This is a genomic window from Aeromicrobium sp. 9AM (assembly GCF_902506105.1).
Classification (GTDB): domain Bacteria; phylum Actinomycetota; class Actinomycetes; order Propionibacteriales; family Nocardioidaceae; genus Aeromicrobium.
Genome location: NZ_LR733304.1, coordinates 2117038 through 2130288 on the forward strand (window position 1 = coordinate 2117038; position 13251 = coordinate 2130288).

15 protein-coding genes are annotated in these 13251 nt (G+C 69.8%); 9 read left to right on the forward strand and 6 right to left on the reverse strand.

Annotated features, from left to right (window positions below):
• The first annotated feature begins 2 nt into the window (after positions 1–2).
• The 5 genes from BOSE46_RS16910 (at position 3) to BOSE46_RS21490 (ending at position 4205) form a co-directional block, all read left to right on the forward strand.
• Complete coding sequence (locus BOSE46_RS16910; protein ID WP_159541347.1) at positions 3–785, forward strand: enoyl-CoA hydratase family protein; 783 nt, start codon at positions 3–5, stop codon at positions 783–785.
• Positions 782–1654, forward strand: a complete 873-nt coding sequence (locus BOSE46_RS16915; protein ID WP_159541348.1) for a CoA transferase subunit A — start codon at positions 782–784, stop codon at positions 1652–1654. The genes BOSE46_RS16910 and BOSE46_RS16915 overlap by 4 nt, the downstream gene beginning before the upstream one ends.
• Positions 1651–2409 carry a CoA-transferase subunit beta gene (locus BOSE46_RS16920; RefSeq protein WP_159541349.1) on the forward strand — a complete coding sequence of 253 codons (759 nt, stop codon included), beginning with the start codon at positions 1651–1653 and terminating at the stop codon, positions 2407–2409. The genes BOSE46_RS16915 and BOSE46_RS16920 overlap by 4 nt, the downstream gene beginning before the upstream one ends.
• On the forward strand, positions 2406–3473 hold the full coding sequence (locus tag BOSE46_RS16925) for a nitronate monooxygenase family protein (protein ID WP_159541350.1): 1068 nt from the start codon (positions 2406–2408) through the stop codon (positions 3471–3473). The genes BOSE46_RS16920 and BOSE46_RS16925 overlap by 4 nt, the downstream gene beginning before the upstream one ends.
• 369 nt (positions 3474–3842) lie before the next feature.
• Complete coding sequence (locus BOSE46_RS21490; RefSeq protein WP_236551781.1) at positions 3843–4205, forward strand: dihydrofolate reductase family protein; 363 nt, start codon at positions 3843–3845, stop codon at positions 4203–4205.
• Positions 4206–4212: 7 nt separating this feature from the next.
• On the opposite strand, the gene BOSE46_RS16935 is transcribed toward BOSE46_RS21490, so the two are convergent.
• Genes BOSE46_RS16935 through cysD form a run of 3 tightly spaced genes read right to left on the reverse strand, consistent with a single transcriptional unit; the run spans position 4213 to position 7717 of the window.
• Entirely contained in the window at positions 4213–4971 is a 759-nt protein-coding gene (locus BOSE46_RS16935; protein WP_159541351.1) for a 3'(2'),5'-bisphosphate nucleotidase CysQ, read from the reverse strand.
• Positions 4968–6806 carry an adenylyl-sulfate kinase gene (gene cysC / locus BOSE46_RS16940; RefSeq protein WP_159541352.1) on the reverse strand — a complete coding sequence of 613 codons (1839 nt, stop codon included), beginning with the start codon at positions 6804–6806 and terminating at the stop codon, positions 4968–4970. The genes BOSE46_RS16935 and cysC overlap by 4 nt, the downstream gene beginning before the upstream one ends.
• A complete protein-coding gene (gene cysD / locus BOSE46_RS16945) occupies positions 6806–7717 on the reverse strand; it encodes a sulfate adenylyltransferase subunit CysD (protein ID WP_159541353.1) in 912 nt (303 codons plus the stop codon). The genes cysC and cysD overlap by 1 nt, the downstream gene beginning before the upstream one ends.
• Positions 7718–7814: 97 nt before the next feature.
• Between cysD and BOSE46_RS16950 the strand changes: the two genes are divergently transcribed.
• Positions 7815–8600 (forward strand): SDR family oxidoreductase, encoded by a 786-nt coding sequence (locus BOSE46_RS16950; RefSeq protein WP_159541354.1) that lies wholly within the window; start codon positions 7815–7817, stop codon positions 8598–8600.
• On the opposite strand, the gene BOSE46_RS16955 is transcribed toward BOSE46_RS16950, so the two are convergent.
• The gene (locus tag BOSE46_RS16955) at positions 8597–9031 is read right to left on the reverse strand and encodes an SRPBCC family protein (RefSeq protein ID WP_159541355.1); all 435 of its coding nucleotides are present in this window, start codon (positions 9029–9031) and stop codon (positions 8597–8599) included. The two genes, BOSE46_RS16950 and BOSE46_RS16955, sit on opposite strands and share 4 nt — an antisense overlap.
• A 107-nt stretch (positions 9032–9138) precedes the next feature.
• On the opposite strand from BOSE46_RS16955, the gene BOSE46_RS16960 reads away from it, so the two are divergent.
• From BOSE46_RS16960 to BOSE46_RS16970, 3 genes are all read left to right on the forward strand, one after another.
• A complete protein-coding gene (locus BOSE46_RS16960) occupies positions 9139–9678 on the forward strand; it encodes a transcriptional regulator (RefSeq protein WP_159541356.1) in 540 nt (179 codons plus the stop codon).
• A complete protein-coding gene (locus BOSE46_RS16965; protein ID WP_201299659.1) occupies positions 9675–10964 on the forward strand; it encodes an MFS transporter in 1290 nt (429 codons plus the stop codon). Before BOSE46_RS16960 ends, BOSE46_RS16965 begins: the two co-directional genes overlap by 4 nt.
• Before the next feature lie 92 nt (positions 10965–11056).
• Entirely contained in the window at positions 11057–11395 is a 339-nt protein-coding gene (locus BOSE46_RS16970) for a hypothetical protein (protein ID WP_159541357.1), read from the forward strand.
• A 119-nt stretch (positions 11396–11514) separates the two neighbouring features.
• On the opposite strand, the gene BOSE46_RS16975 is transcribed toward BOSE46_RS16970, so the two are convergent.
• Together BOSE46_RS16975 and BOSE46_RS16980 are read right to left on the reverse strand one after the other, a co-directional pair.
• Complete coding sequence (locus tag BOSE46_RS16975) at positions 11515–12669, reverse strand: acetyl-CoA C-acetyltransferase (RefSeq protein ID WP_159541358.1); 1155 nt, start codon at positions 12667–12669, stop codon at positions 11515–11517.
• Positions 12666–13250, reverse strand: a complete 585-nt coding sequence (locus BOSE46_RS16980; protein ID WP_159541359.1) for a TetR/AcrR family transcriptional regulator — start codon at positions 13248–13250, stop codon at positions 12666–12668. Before BOSE46_RS16980 ends, BOSE46_RS16975 begins: the two co-directional genes overlap by 4 nt.
• Position 13251 lies beyond the last annotated feature (1 nt).

Below are 13251 nucleotides of genomic sequence, written 5' to 3' on the forward strand. Positions count from 1 at the left end.
CCATGAGCCTACGTTCCGAGCTGCGTGACGACGGCATCCGCGTCGTCACGATGGATCATCCGCCGGTCAACGCGCTGCCCGTGCAGGGCTGGTACGACGTGGCGGATGCGATGGACGAGGCCGGCGCAGACCCGGCCACCAAGGTCGTCGTCCTCCGTGCCGAGGGCAAGGGCTTCAACGCCGGCGTGGACATCAAGGAGATGCAGAACACCACGGGCTTCGACGCGCTCATCGGCGCCAACAAGGGTTGCTACGCCGCGTTCAAGGCCGTCTACGAGTGCGCGGTGCCGGTGATCGCCGCGGTGCACGGGTTCTGCCTCGGTGGGGGTGTCGGCCTGGTCGGCAACTCCGACATCGTGGTGGCCAGCGACGACGCGTACTTCGGCGTGCCCGAGGTCAACCAGGGTGCGCTCGGTGCGGCCACCCACCTCGCCCGTCTCGTGCCTCAGCACCTGATGCGAACCCTCTACTTCACCGCTCGTGCGATCCCGGCGGCCGACCTCGTGCAGCACGGCTCGGTCTATGCCGTCGTGCCGCGCGACGAGCTCGACGACGTCGCGCTGGGCCTCGCCGCGGAGATCGCGGCCAAGGACACCCGGGTCATCCGCGCCGCCAAGGAGGCGCTCAACGGCATCGACCCGGTCGACGTCAACACCAGCTATCGCTTCGAGCAGGGATTCACGATGGAGCTCAACCTGATGGGCGTGAGCGACGAGCTCCGCGATGACTTCGCCGGAACGGCGAAAAGCGGGCAGAGTGCGGGCACCGACAAGGCCCGGAAGTGAAGGCGCCGTCGAAGGAGCTGACGATCGACGAGGTCGTCGGCCGCATCGAGAGCGGCATGACCGTCGGCATCGGCGGCTGGGGCTCGCGCCGCAAGCCGATGGCGCTCGTGCGCGCGATCCTGCGCAGCGACCTGACCGACCTGCACGTCGTCTCGTACGCCGGCCCGGACGTCGGGCTGCTGCTGTCCGCAGGCAAGGCGAGCCGCGTGACGTACGCGTTCGCGACCCTGGACTCGATTCCGCTCGAGCCGTTGTTCAGCAAGGCTCGCGTCGACCGCACGGCGGAGTTCCGCGAGTGGGACGAGGGGATGTTCCAGACCGGCTTGCGCGCTGCGGCTCAACGCGTCCCGTTCCTGCCGATGCGTGCCGGCCTCGGCTCGGCCGTGCTCGAGAACGATCCCGACCTCCGCACGGTGGTCTCGCCGTACGACGACGGTGAGGAGCTCGTCGCCGTGCCAGCGCTCAGCCTCGATGTCGCCTTGGTGCACATGAACCGCGCGGACACGCAGGGCAACGCGCAGTACCTCGGCCCCGACCCCTACTTCGACGACCTGTTCTGCATGGCGGCGCGCGAGGCGTACGTGTCGACCGAGCAGATCATCGACACCGCCGGGCTGACCGTCGACGCACCGCTGCAGAGCCTGCTGCTCAACCGCACGATGGTGACCGGGGTCGTCGAGACGCCGAACGGCGCACACTTCACCGACTGCACCCCGACGTACGGGCGCGACGAGGCGTTCCAGAAGGCGTACGCCACGGCGGCGAAGACAGCGGAGGACTGGGCCGTTTTCCACGACCGGTTCCTGTCCGGCGACGAGGCGGCCTATCAAGCCGCGGTCACCGTGTTCCACCAGGAGGCCTCGGCATGACCGTCACCCGCTCGGAGTACTGCGCCGTCGCCATCGCCGACTGCTTCGCCGACGACGGCGAGATCATGGGCAGCCCCATGGGCCTGCTGCCCACGCTGGGCGCCCGGCTTGCCAAGAACACCTCCAACCCGTTGCTGCTGCTGACGGACGGCGAGGCGCGGATCCTGCGGGGCACGCCTCCGCTCGGGCAGACGGCAGACGTCACCGAGGGCTGGATGCCGTTCCGGCTCGTGCTCGAGTCCGTCGTCCCGTACGGCAAGCGTCACGTCATGATGGGCGCCACCCAGATCGACCGGCAGGGCAACCAGAACATCTCGGCGATCGGCCCGTGGGACCAGCCCACCCGCCAGCTGCTGGGCGTACGCGGTGCGCCCGGCAACACCGTCAACAACCGGACGTCGTACTGGGTCCCCAAGCACTCCCCGCGGGTCGTGGTCGAGCAGGTCGACATCGTCTCGGGTATCGGCCGCACCCGGGCCGAGGCCGCCGGACCGGCAGCCACCCGGTTCCACGACGTGCACCGACTCGTCACCAACCTCGGCGTGTTCGACTTCGGCGGACCCGGCCACACCATGCGTTTCGTCTCGGTCCACCCCGGCGTGACCGTCGATGACGTACGCGACGCGAGCGGGTGCGAGATCCACGCGGACGGCAACGTGCCCGAGACGCGTACGCCCACCGACGGTGAGCTGGTGCTGATCCGGGAGCTCCTCGATCCCAAGGGTCTGCGCGAGCGGGAAGTGCCGACACCGTGATCGAGCAGCTGCTGTCGACTCCGCTCACCCTGCTGACCGGCGTACGCCATCCCGTCGTCCAGACCGGCATGGGCTGGGTCGCCGGCCCGAGCCTCGTCAGCGGCACCGCCAACGCCGGAGGTCTCGGCATCCTCGCCTCGGCCACCATGACGATCGCCGAGCTCGAGCAAGCCATCATCGAGGTCAAGGAGCGCACCGACGCACCGTTCGGGGTCAACCTGCGCGCCGACGCCGCGGACGCGGCAGCGCGCTGCGACCTGCTCATCGCGTACGGCGTCAAGGTCGCCTCGTTCGCGCTGGCACCCAAGCCGGACCTGATCGCACGCCTCAAGGTGCACGACATCGTCGTGATCCCCAGCGTCGGCCTGCCCAAGCACGCCGTGAAGGTCGCCTCGTGGGGCGCCGACGCGGTGATGATCCAAGGCGGCGAGGGCGGCGGCCACACCGGCTCGGTGCCGACCACCCTGCTGCTGCCGACGGTCCTCGACGCCGTCGACATCCCGGTCATCGCGGCAGGTGGGTTCTTCGACGGTCGCGGGCTCGCTGCCGCCCTGTCGTACGGCGCGGCCGGCGTCGGCATGGGCACCCGGTTCCTGCTCACGGCCGACAGCCGCGTGCCGGATGCCGTGAAGCAGCGCTACCTGGCGGCGAGCCTCGACGACACCGTGGTGACCAGGAAGGTCGACGGCATGCCGCACCGGATGCTCCGCACCGACCTCGTCGAGCAGGTCGAGGCCGGCTCCGGCATACGGCGCCTGGTGCCGACCGCTCGACGGACGCTGGAGTTCAAGCGCATGGCCGGCGTGACGTGGAAGCAGCTCGCCGTCGACGGTCGGGCGATGCGCAAGGAGCAGGGCCGCACCCTCGGCCAGCTCGCGCTCGCCGCGAACACCCCGATGATGCTCAAGGCGGGACTCGTCGACGGCGATGCGACCGCCGGCGTGCTCGCCTCGGGTCAGGTGGTGGGCGTCATCGACGACCTGCCCACGTGCGAGCAGCTGATCGACCGGGTCGTCACCGAGGCCGCCGCAGCGCTGAAGCGGGCCTCCGGCCACCTGGTCTGAATTCTTGGACAGGTTGGCGCGATCGACGCTGGACGGCCCGGACCCGCTGATTCATGCTGGGTGAGTCACCCGCAGGAAGGCCGTCTCGATGTCCCTCGTCCGGATCCACAACTTCGCCATCTCCCTCGACGGCTTCGGGGCCGGTGAGCCTCAGACAGCCGAGACGCCGTTCGGCCACGCCGGCGAACGCCTGCACGAGTGGATGTTCGTCACGCAGTTCTTCCGCCAGATGGGCGGTGAGCCCGGCGGCACGACCGGTGTCGACGACGCATTCGCGCGCGGGCACGAGGTCAACATCGGCGCCGAGATCATGGGCGCCAACAAGTTCGGTCCTCCGGGCTGGCACGACGACCCGGACTGGAAGGGCTGGTGGGGTCCCAACCCGCCGTTCCACACGCCTGTCATCGTGCTCACGCACCGGGAGCGTGCTTCCGTCGAGATGGAAGGCGGCACGACGTATCACTTCCTGAACGTCTCGCCCGCCGAGGCACGCGACGCCGCACGCGAGGCGGCGGGCTGGACGTACGCATCGGCGGCGGGGCCACCGTCATCAAGGACTTCCTCACCGCAGGCCTCGTCGACCACATGCATCTCGTCCAGGTCCCGATCGTGCTCGGCCGGGGGACGCGGGTCTGGGACGGGCAGGAGGCGCTCGAGGACACGTACGACATCGAGGCGGTCTCGACGCCCAGCGGCGTGACCCACCTGACCTTCACCAGGAAGAGCCGCTGAAGCCTGCCTAGCTCGCCGCAGCGATGGCCGTGAGCACCTTGTCGGCGAGGTCGGCGCGGCAGATGACGAGGTCGGGCAGGTAGGGGTGCTCTGCGTTGTAGGTCAGCGTCGAACCGTCGACCCGCGACGCGTGCAGCCCGGCGGCCAGCGCGACGCCCACCGGCGCCGCCGAGTCCCACTCCCACTGGCCACCCGCGTGCAGGTACGCGTCAGCGTCGCCGCGCAGGACCGCCATCGCCTTGGCCCCGGCTGATCCCATGGGTCGCAGCTCCGCGTCCAGGGCCTCGGCGACCTCGGCGGCGAACACCGGAGGACGGCTGTCGCTCACCAGGAAGATCGGGTCGGAGTGCGGGCCTCGTACGACCGAGGACCTGGTGGTCGAGTAGACCATCGACAACGCCGGCTGTGCGACCGCCGCGGCCGTGATCGCCGAGCCAGGGGCGCCCCGCTCCCACAGCGCTACGTGGACGGCCCAGTCGCTGCGGTCCGCCATGCCGTACTCGCGCGTGCCGTCGAGCGGGTCGATGATCCACACCCGGTCGGCGGTCAGGCGCTCGGGCGAGTCGGCCGACTCCTCCGACAGCACGGCATCACCGGGTCGCCGCTCGGCCAGCAGGGCGAGCAACAGCTCGTTGGACTTCTCGTCTCCGGCCTTGCCGAGCTCCTTGCCGGTGAGGCCAGAGGTGCGCTTCAGGTCGAGCAGCAGTGCTCCGGCCCGCTCGGCCAGCTCGGCAGCCAGTGCCGCATCGCGCTCCTGCTCTGTCATGTCTGCTCCACTCGATCGATGACGATTCCCGCGAGCGTACCGGCGTCTCCGTCGCTGGGCCGCAGCAACAGGTCAGGTCGCAACGGTGCCTCGTACGGCGCGTTGATGCCGGTGAAGTCCTTGATCTCGCCGGCGCGCGCCTTGGCATAGAGGCCCTTGGTGTCCCGCGCCTCGGCGACCTCGAGCGGGGTGTCCATGAAGATCTCCAGGAACGGGATCTCGTCGGCATCATGAGCCGCGCGGGCCGCATCGCGATCCGCGCGATAGGGGCTGACGAGCGAGACGATCGCGACCACGCCTGCGTCGGCCATGAGCCTGGCGACCTGGGTCACCCGGCGGACGTTCTCCTGCCGGTCCTCCGGGCTGAACCCGAGGTCGGAGTTGAGCCCGTGCCGCAGGTTGTCGCCGTCGAGGATGTACGCAGGCTGACCCGCCGCGACGAGGCGGCGCTCGATCTCGACGGCCACGCTCGACTTGCCCGAGCCGGACAGGCCGGTCAGCCACAGCGTCATGCCCCTGGTCCGTCGATGCTCGCGCGTCACGGCGCCGCTGTGCCAGACGATGTTGGGCTCGTTCTGGCTGGGACCGAGGATCATGCCGGCGGCGACCGTGTTGTTGGTGGCCTCGTCGATCAGCACGAAGCTGCCGGTGTCGCGGTTGCGCCGGTACGCGTCGAAGTGCAGCGGCTTCTGCGTGCGCAGCCGCACGCGGCCGATCTCGTTGAGCCCGAGGCTCGGCGCCTCCTCGACGCGGTGCAGCGTGTTGATGTCGAGGCGGTACTCGAGCTCCTTGACCGACACGCGGGTGTCGCGGGTCGTGTGCAGCATTGTGTACGTCGCGTCGGTCGCCAGCGTCAGGTCGCTGTCCATCCAGCAGATCATCGCGTCGACGTCCTGCGTGCTGACCGGCCGGTTGTTGGGACGGCAGAGCATGTCCCCTCGGCTGATGTCGAGGTTGTCGGCCAGCTCGATCGTCACGGCCTGACCCGTGAACGCCTCGTCGAGCTTCGTCCCGCCGGGACCCCAGACATTGGTGACCATGGTCGAGAAGCCTGACGGCAGCACGACGACCTCGTCGCCCGGCCGGAACACGCCACCGGCGACCGTGCCGGCGTATCCACGGAAGTCGTGGAAGTCGGCCTGCTGGGGGCGGATGACGTACTGCACCGGCATACGCGCGTCGATGAGGTTGCGGTCGGAGGCAACGTGCAGCTCCTCGAGATAGCCAAGGAGAGCGGGACCCTCGTACCAGGGCATCGCCGCACTCGGCGTCACGACGTTGTCGCCCGTCAGCGCCGAGACGGGGATGAACGTCAGGTCGCGGACCTCGAGCTTGGACGCGAACGCCTCGAACTCCGTGCGGATCTCGTTGAACCGCTCCTGCGAGTAGTCGACGAGGTCCATCTTGTTGACGCACAGCACGAGGTGCGGGATGCCCAGCAGGGTCGCGAGGAACGCGTGGCGCCGCGACTGCTCCAGTACGCCGTTGCGCGCGTCGATCAGGATCAGCGCGACGTCGGCGGTCGAGGCGCCGGTGACCATGTTGCGCGTGTACTGGATGTGGCCCGGGGTGTCGGCGATGATGAACTTGCGCTTGGGGGTCGCGAAGTAGCGGTAGGCCACGTCGATCGTGATGCCCTGCTCCCGCTCGGCGCGCAGGCCGTCGGTGAACAGCGCGAGGTCCGGCCCGTCGAAGCCGCGGGCGGCGCTCGCTGTCTCGATGGCGCCGAGCTGGTCCTCGAAGATCGCCTTGCCGTCGAACAGGAGCCGGCCGATCAGGGTGGACTTGCCGTCGTCGACGCTGCCGGCCGTCGCGATGCGGAGGAGCTGCGACATCAGAAGTAGCCCTCCTTCTTGCGGTCTTCCATGCCGGCCTCGGAGATCGCGTCGTCGGCGCGCGTGGCACCTCGCTCGGTGATGCGCGCTGCGGCGACCTCGGCGACGACCGCCTCACGCGTCGCGGCCGCTGACTCGACGCAGCCCGTGCAGGTCGCGTCGCCGATCGTGCGGAACCGGACCGTCGCCTCGAACGGCTGCTCCCCCGGCCCCGGCTCGATGAACCGGTTGACCACGAACAGCATGTTGTCGCGCTCGACGACGGTGCGCTGGTGCGCGTAGTAGAGGTCGGGCAGGTCGATCTGCTCGCGGAGGATGTAGTTCCAGATGTCGAGCTCGGTCCAGTTCGAGAGCGGGAAGACCCGCATGTTCTCGCCCTTGTGGTGCCGGCCGTTGTAGAGGCTCCACAGCTCCGGTCGCTGGTTCTTGGGGTCCCACTGGCCGAACTCGTCGCGGAAGCTGAAGACGCGCTCCTTGGCGCGGGCCTTCTCCTCGTCGCGGCGCGCCCCGCCGAAGACGGCACCGAACTGGTTCTCCTTGATGCCGCGCAGGAGCGACACGGTCTGCAGCTTGTTGCGGGGTCCGAGGGGACCGCCGATCTCGGCGACCCGGCCGGCGTCGATGTCGTCCTGGACGCTGGCGACGATCAGCCGCAGCCCGAAGCGCTCGACCGTGCGGTCACGGAACTCGATGACCTCGTCGAAGTTCTGTCCGGTGTCGATGTGCATGACCGGGAACGGCACGGGCGCGGGCCAGAACGCCTTGGCCGCCAGGTGCAGCATGACGACAGAGTCCTTGCCGCCCGAGAACAGCAGGGCCGGTCGCTCGATCGTCGCCGCCACCTCACGGAAGATGTGGACGGCCTCGGCCTCGAGCTTGTCCAGATCGGTCAGCACGTACGTCTGGGTCATCGCGAGCCTTCACGCACGGCACGACTGAAATAGAACATGTTCTAGTTTTGCAGGCGATGTCCAGAACTGCAACCACTTCACGCCTTAGAGTCGGCTCGTGAAGACGTACGTCGTCAGTGGGGCTGCGAGCGGGATCGGTGCCGCCACCACCGCGTTGCTGCGCGCCCAGGGCGAGCGGGTGATCACGGTCGACCTCCGCGACGCCGACGTCGTGGCCGATCTGTCGACGCCTGCTGGCCGGGCCGAGGCGGTCGCCGGCGTCCAGGGCCTGACCGACGTCGTCCACGGCGTCGTGCCGTGCGCCGGCATCGCGGGCGCCACCGGCGTCGACTCCGCCCTCGTGGTGTCGGTCAACTTCTTCGGAGCCGTCGCGCTCGTCCGCGGGCTCCACGCCGAGCTGACCGCGGCCAAGGGCGCCAGCGTGGTCCTGCTGGCATCCAACTCCATCACCGGCATGCCCGGGTGGCGCGCCTCGGTGGCCGAGCACTGCCTCGCCGATGACGAGCCGACTGCGCGCGCCGACGCTGACCTGGCCGAGTCGGTCATGGTCTATCCCGCGACCAAGGCGGCGCTGGCGTGGTGGGCTCGCCGCGAGGGCATCACGGACGAATGGATCGGCCGCGGAATCCGGCTCAACGCGGTTGCTCCCGGCATGATCGCGAGCCCGATGACGGACCGGCTGCTCGCCGACACCGAGATCGGACCACTGGTCGAGGCGTACCCCACGGCGATCGGCCGCCTCGGCCGGCCCGCCGAGATCGCGAGCCTGATCGCCTTCCTGCTGTCCGACGCGAGCAGCCTGCTGGTCGGCTCGGTCGTGTACGCCGACGGTGGCACCGACGCGATGCTGCACCCGAAGGCACCCGAGGGCTGGGACGTCTAGCGACCTTCGACGTACGCCTTGAAGCTCTTGCTGCCGGTGTCGAGGGCGCTCTTGAGCACACGCTTCAGGACGAAGCCAGGCATCGGCACCTTGACGCCGATCTCGAGGTCGAGCGTGACGTGCGTGCCGGTGTCGGTCGGCGTCAGCGTGTAGGTCGCGACCTGCTTGGACTGCACCGAGCTCTCGGCCAGGGTCCAGGTCACCGAGTGCGGCTCGTCCCACGAGTAGTCGGTGACCTCTTCGTCAGTGAACCCGGCTGCGGCGACCTTGGCTCGTACGCGTTTGGGCCGGCCGTCGTCGTGGCGGGACTCGACGGTCGCGGACTTGTGCGCGCTCGACCGCTGCGGGAGGTCCTCGATCGCAGCCACGGCGTCGAAGACCTGCTCGGGCGTGGCGGCGACGTCGAACTCGGTGCTGCCAGATACGGCCATGCGCGGAACAGTATCGAGTCTCGGCGCACGTGTCCGGGCGAAGCCGAAATCGCGTACGCGGTGGCCAGACTTCACGCAATGGTCAAGAATCGTCGACCATTACGGTCATGTCATCCGACGACCTCCTCGACACGTTCCACGTCACCACCGACGAGCAGCTGCGCGCCGTCTCGAATCTCACGCGTCACCGGATCATGGCGCTGCTCCGCTTCGAGCCCGCGACCATCACGCAGATCGCCGAACGCCTGGGAGTGGCAAAGGGAAGCTCCAGCTATCACATGCGGCTGCTCGAGCGGGCCGGCCTGGTGAAGGTCGTACGGACCCGGAAGGTCCGAGGGGTCATGGAGCGGTACTACGCCATGGCCGCCCGCTCGATCGTGCTGCCGGATGCGGGTGAGAACGGGCCGGACGTGCTGATGCGGCATGCCCTGGCCGACCTCGAGGCAGCGCCGGTGGATCGCGAGCGACACGTTCGGATGGCACACCTTCGGCTCACCGAGGCGCAGTTCGAGGAGCTGGGGGCGCGGCTGCAGGCCCTCGCGGACGAGTACCGCGAGCTGTCCGACCCCTCACTGCCGGACGCCTCGCTCGTGTTCGCGCTGTTCCACCCGGCAACGCCCGAGCCGGCCCGAGGAGACGCCGCGTGACCCGATCCGCAACGGCGTTGCCGCCCGGCTTCGGCCGGCTGTGGACCGCGCAGACCGTGTCCTCGCTCGGCGACGGCGTGTCGCACGCCGCGCTGCCGCTGCTCGCCCTGACGTTGACTCACGATCCGATGGCGCTCGCCTTCGTCACGGCCGCCGGAACGCTGCCGTGGCTGCTCTTCGGGGTGCTCGGCGGCGCCTTGGTGGACCGCTGGGACCGTCGGCGCACGATGTGGGTCATGGACGCGGCGCGTGCGGTGCTGTTCGCGATACCGGCGGCAGCGGCGGTGCTCGACGTGCTGAGCATCCCGCTGCTCGCGGCCGTCGCCTTCCTGCTCGGCCTCGGCGGGCTCTTCTTCGACACGGCCGCCACGGCGTACCTGCCGGATCTGGTTGGCCGCGACCCCGCTCTCCTGGAGCGCGCCAACACCCGCCTGCGCGCAACCCAGACCGCCGCGTCCGGCTTCGGCGGCCCGCCGTTGGGCAGCGCCCTGCTCGCGCTCGGCCGGGCCGTTCCACTGCTCGCCGACGCGGTGTCGTTCGCGTTCTCAGCGCTGCTCGTGCGGTCCCTGCCTGCCGCATCCCGGACCGTGTCCCAGACCCGGGAGTCACTGCTGCGACAGGCGCGGGCCGGCGCCTCCTACGTGTTCCGGGACCGGTTGCTGCTCGGGCTCGCGCTGCGTCCGGCGGTCGGCAACATCGCGTTCGTCGCCGTCGAGACCATTCTCGCGCTCTTCGCACACGAACGCCTGGGCATCGCCGCCTTCGGCTTCGGCCTGCTCCTCACGGCCGAGGCCACCGGTGGCCTGGTCGGCGCGGGCATCGCCTCCTCCCTCCGACGACGAATCGGGACCGGGGCCGCCCTGACCACCACCGCCGCGGTCGAGGGACTCGCCATCCTGGGCCTTGCGGTCGCCCCCAACCCGTACGTCGCCGGGCTCGCGCTCGCCGTCTGCGGAGCGGGCATGGGCGCCACGATGGTGCTCGGCCCCTCCCTCCGGCAGGCGATCGTCCCCGCCCATCTGATGGGCCGGGTCGCCTCCACCTCCCGCATGCTCGCCATGTGCGCCGCCCCGTTCGGCGCCTTCCTCGGCGGCTGGCTGGCCAGCGCCTACGGCATCCGCACCCCGCTCTACGCCGCGGCGGGGCTCCTGCTCACGATGACCGCCGTCACGTCGACCATGACCAACAACCGGCGGGTCGAGGCAGCGCTGCGCGCTGCCGCCGCCGGGACCGATGGTCCAGGCCACCTGGACTCCCGGTCCCCGGTTCAGGAGGGTGCCGTCTAGGACTACGCACGATCGTCGGCGTTGACAGGCGATTCGGCGGCGCGCGAGGGTGGTCGCGCAGTGACCGCACCGAGCATCGAGGGGACCGCATCATGGGGGCACCGATCACCGACGAGCAGATCCAGGACCTGGCGGCGACGGCCAGGCCGTTCACGGTGGCACTCCTGTGGTGGGGACCCGAGCGGCATCAGGACGGCGCCGCGGCGATCGAGCTGGAGCATCAACGCCGCATGGTGTCGCTGCGCGTCGACGGGACGATCGCGGTGCTCTGCCCTGGAGGCGACGACACGTTGGCCGGAGTCGCGGTCATGACGGTGTCGCCCGAGGAGGCGGAGCAGGTCATGGCCGGCGACCCGTGCGTGCAGGCCGGCATGATCCGCGTCGAGGTGCACCCCGGCGCGGGGTTCCCCGGCGACACCGTCCCCGGCTGAGCCCCACCGGTGGTTGAGGTGCGTAGGCCGCCCGCGGCCGGAGCCTCGAAACCGCCTCGACGAGTGCTGGTTTCGAGGCTGCGCTCGCAGAGCTCGCTTCGCACCTCAACCAGCGGGCGCTAGAGGCGTTCGATGATCGTGACGTTGGCCTGGCCGCCGCCCTCGCACATGACCTGCAGGCCGTAACGGCCACTCGTACGCTCGAGCTCGTTCAGCAGCGTCGTCATGAGGCGAGTCCCGGTCGCTCCGATCGGGTGGCCCAGGGCGATGCCGCCGCCGTTGACGTTGACCTTCTCGTGCGGCACGTCCAGCTCCTGCATCCACGCCAGCACGACCGAGGCGAACGCCTCGTTGCACTCGAACAGGTCGATGTCGGCGACCGCCATGCCCGCCTTGCCCAGGGCGTGCCTCGTCGCGCTGATCGGGCCCGTCAGCATCCAGATCGGGTCGTCAGCGCGTACGGACAGGTGGTGCACGCGGGCTCGCGGCGTGAGCTGATGGTCCGCGACCGCCTGCTCCGAGGCGATGAGCATCGCGCTCGCTGCATCGCTGATCTGGGACGCGACGGCCGCAGTGATCCGGCCGCCGGGTGCCAACGGCTGCAGGGCTGCCATCTTCTCCAGGGACGTCTCGCGGGGGCACTCGTCCGTCGTGAACTCGCCGACCGGCACGACCTGGCTGTCGAACCGGCCCTGGGCGATCGCCGCGCGGGCACGCTCGTGCGACGCGAGGGCGAACTCCTCCATCTGTTCGCGGCTGATGCCCCACTTCTCGGCGATCATCTCGGCGGACTTGAACTGGCTGACCTCCTGGTCGCCGTAGCGCGCCAGCCAGCCGGGCGACTCCGCGAACGGCGTCGTGAAGCCGTACTGGTCGGCCACGAGCATCGCCGCGGAGATCGGGATCGCGCTCATGTTCTGCAGGCCACCGGCGACGACGAGGTCCTGGGTCCCGGACATCACGCCCTGGGCGGCGAAGTGCACGGCCTGCTGCGACGAGCCGCACTGCCGGTCGATCGTCACGCCCGGCACGTGGTCGGGCAGCCCTGCGACGAGCCACGCCGTACGCGCGACGTCCCCGGCCTGCGAGCCGATCGTGTCGCAGCAGCCCATGATCACGTCGTCGACCGCACCCGGGTCGATGCCGGTGCGATCCATCAGAGCTCGTAGGACGTGCCCGCCGAAGTCGGCCGAGTGCATGCCGGCGAGCGACCCGCCGCGCCTGCCGACCGGCGTGCGGACGGCATCGACGATGTAGGCGCTGGGAAGAGTCATGTGGTGATCCCGTCGAGCAGGATGGTGAGGTACTGGTCGGCCACGTCGTGGTGGCTGAGCTTGCCTCCGGGCCGGTACCACCGCACCGCGACCCATACCGTGTCGCGAATGAACCGGTAGACCAGCTCGACGTCGAGATCCTTGCGCAGCGCACCTGAGGACACGCCCTCGCGCAGCAGCGTCAGCCACACGTCGCGTGACTGCTGGTTGCGGTCCGCCAGGTAAGAGAACCGGTCGAAGGTGCCGAGGTAGTCGGCCTCGTTCTGGAAGATCGCCACCTCGTCGCGGTGGTGATCGATCGCCTCGAACGACACCCGGACGGCCGCCTCGAGCTTGGCGCGGGGATCGTCGGTGCCGGCCAGGATGCCGGCGTACGCGCCGAACAACTCCTCCTGGAACGACGACAGGATCTCGTCGACCATCGACTCCTTGGAGTCGAAGTGGTGATAGAGCGAACCGCTCAGGATGCCGGCCGCGTCGGCGATGTCGCGGACCGTCGTGTTCTTGAAGCCCTTGGTGGCGAACAGCTCCGCCGCGATCTGCAGCAGCTCCTCGCGCCGGGTCTGCGTCGTCTCGGCCATC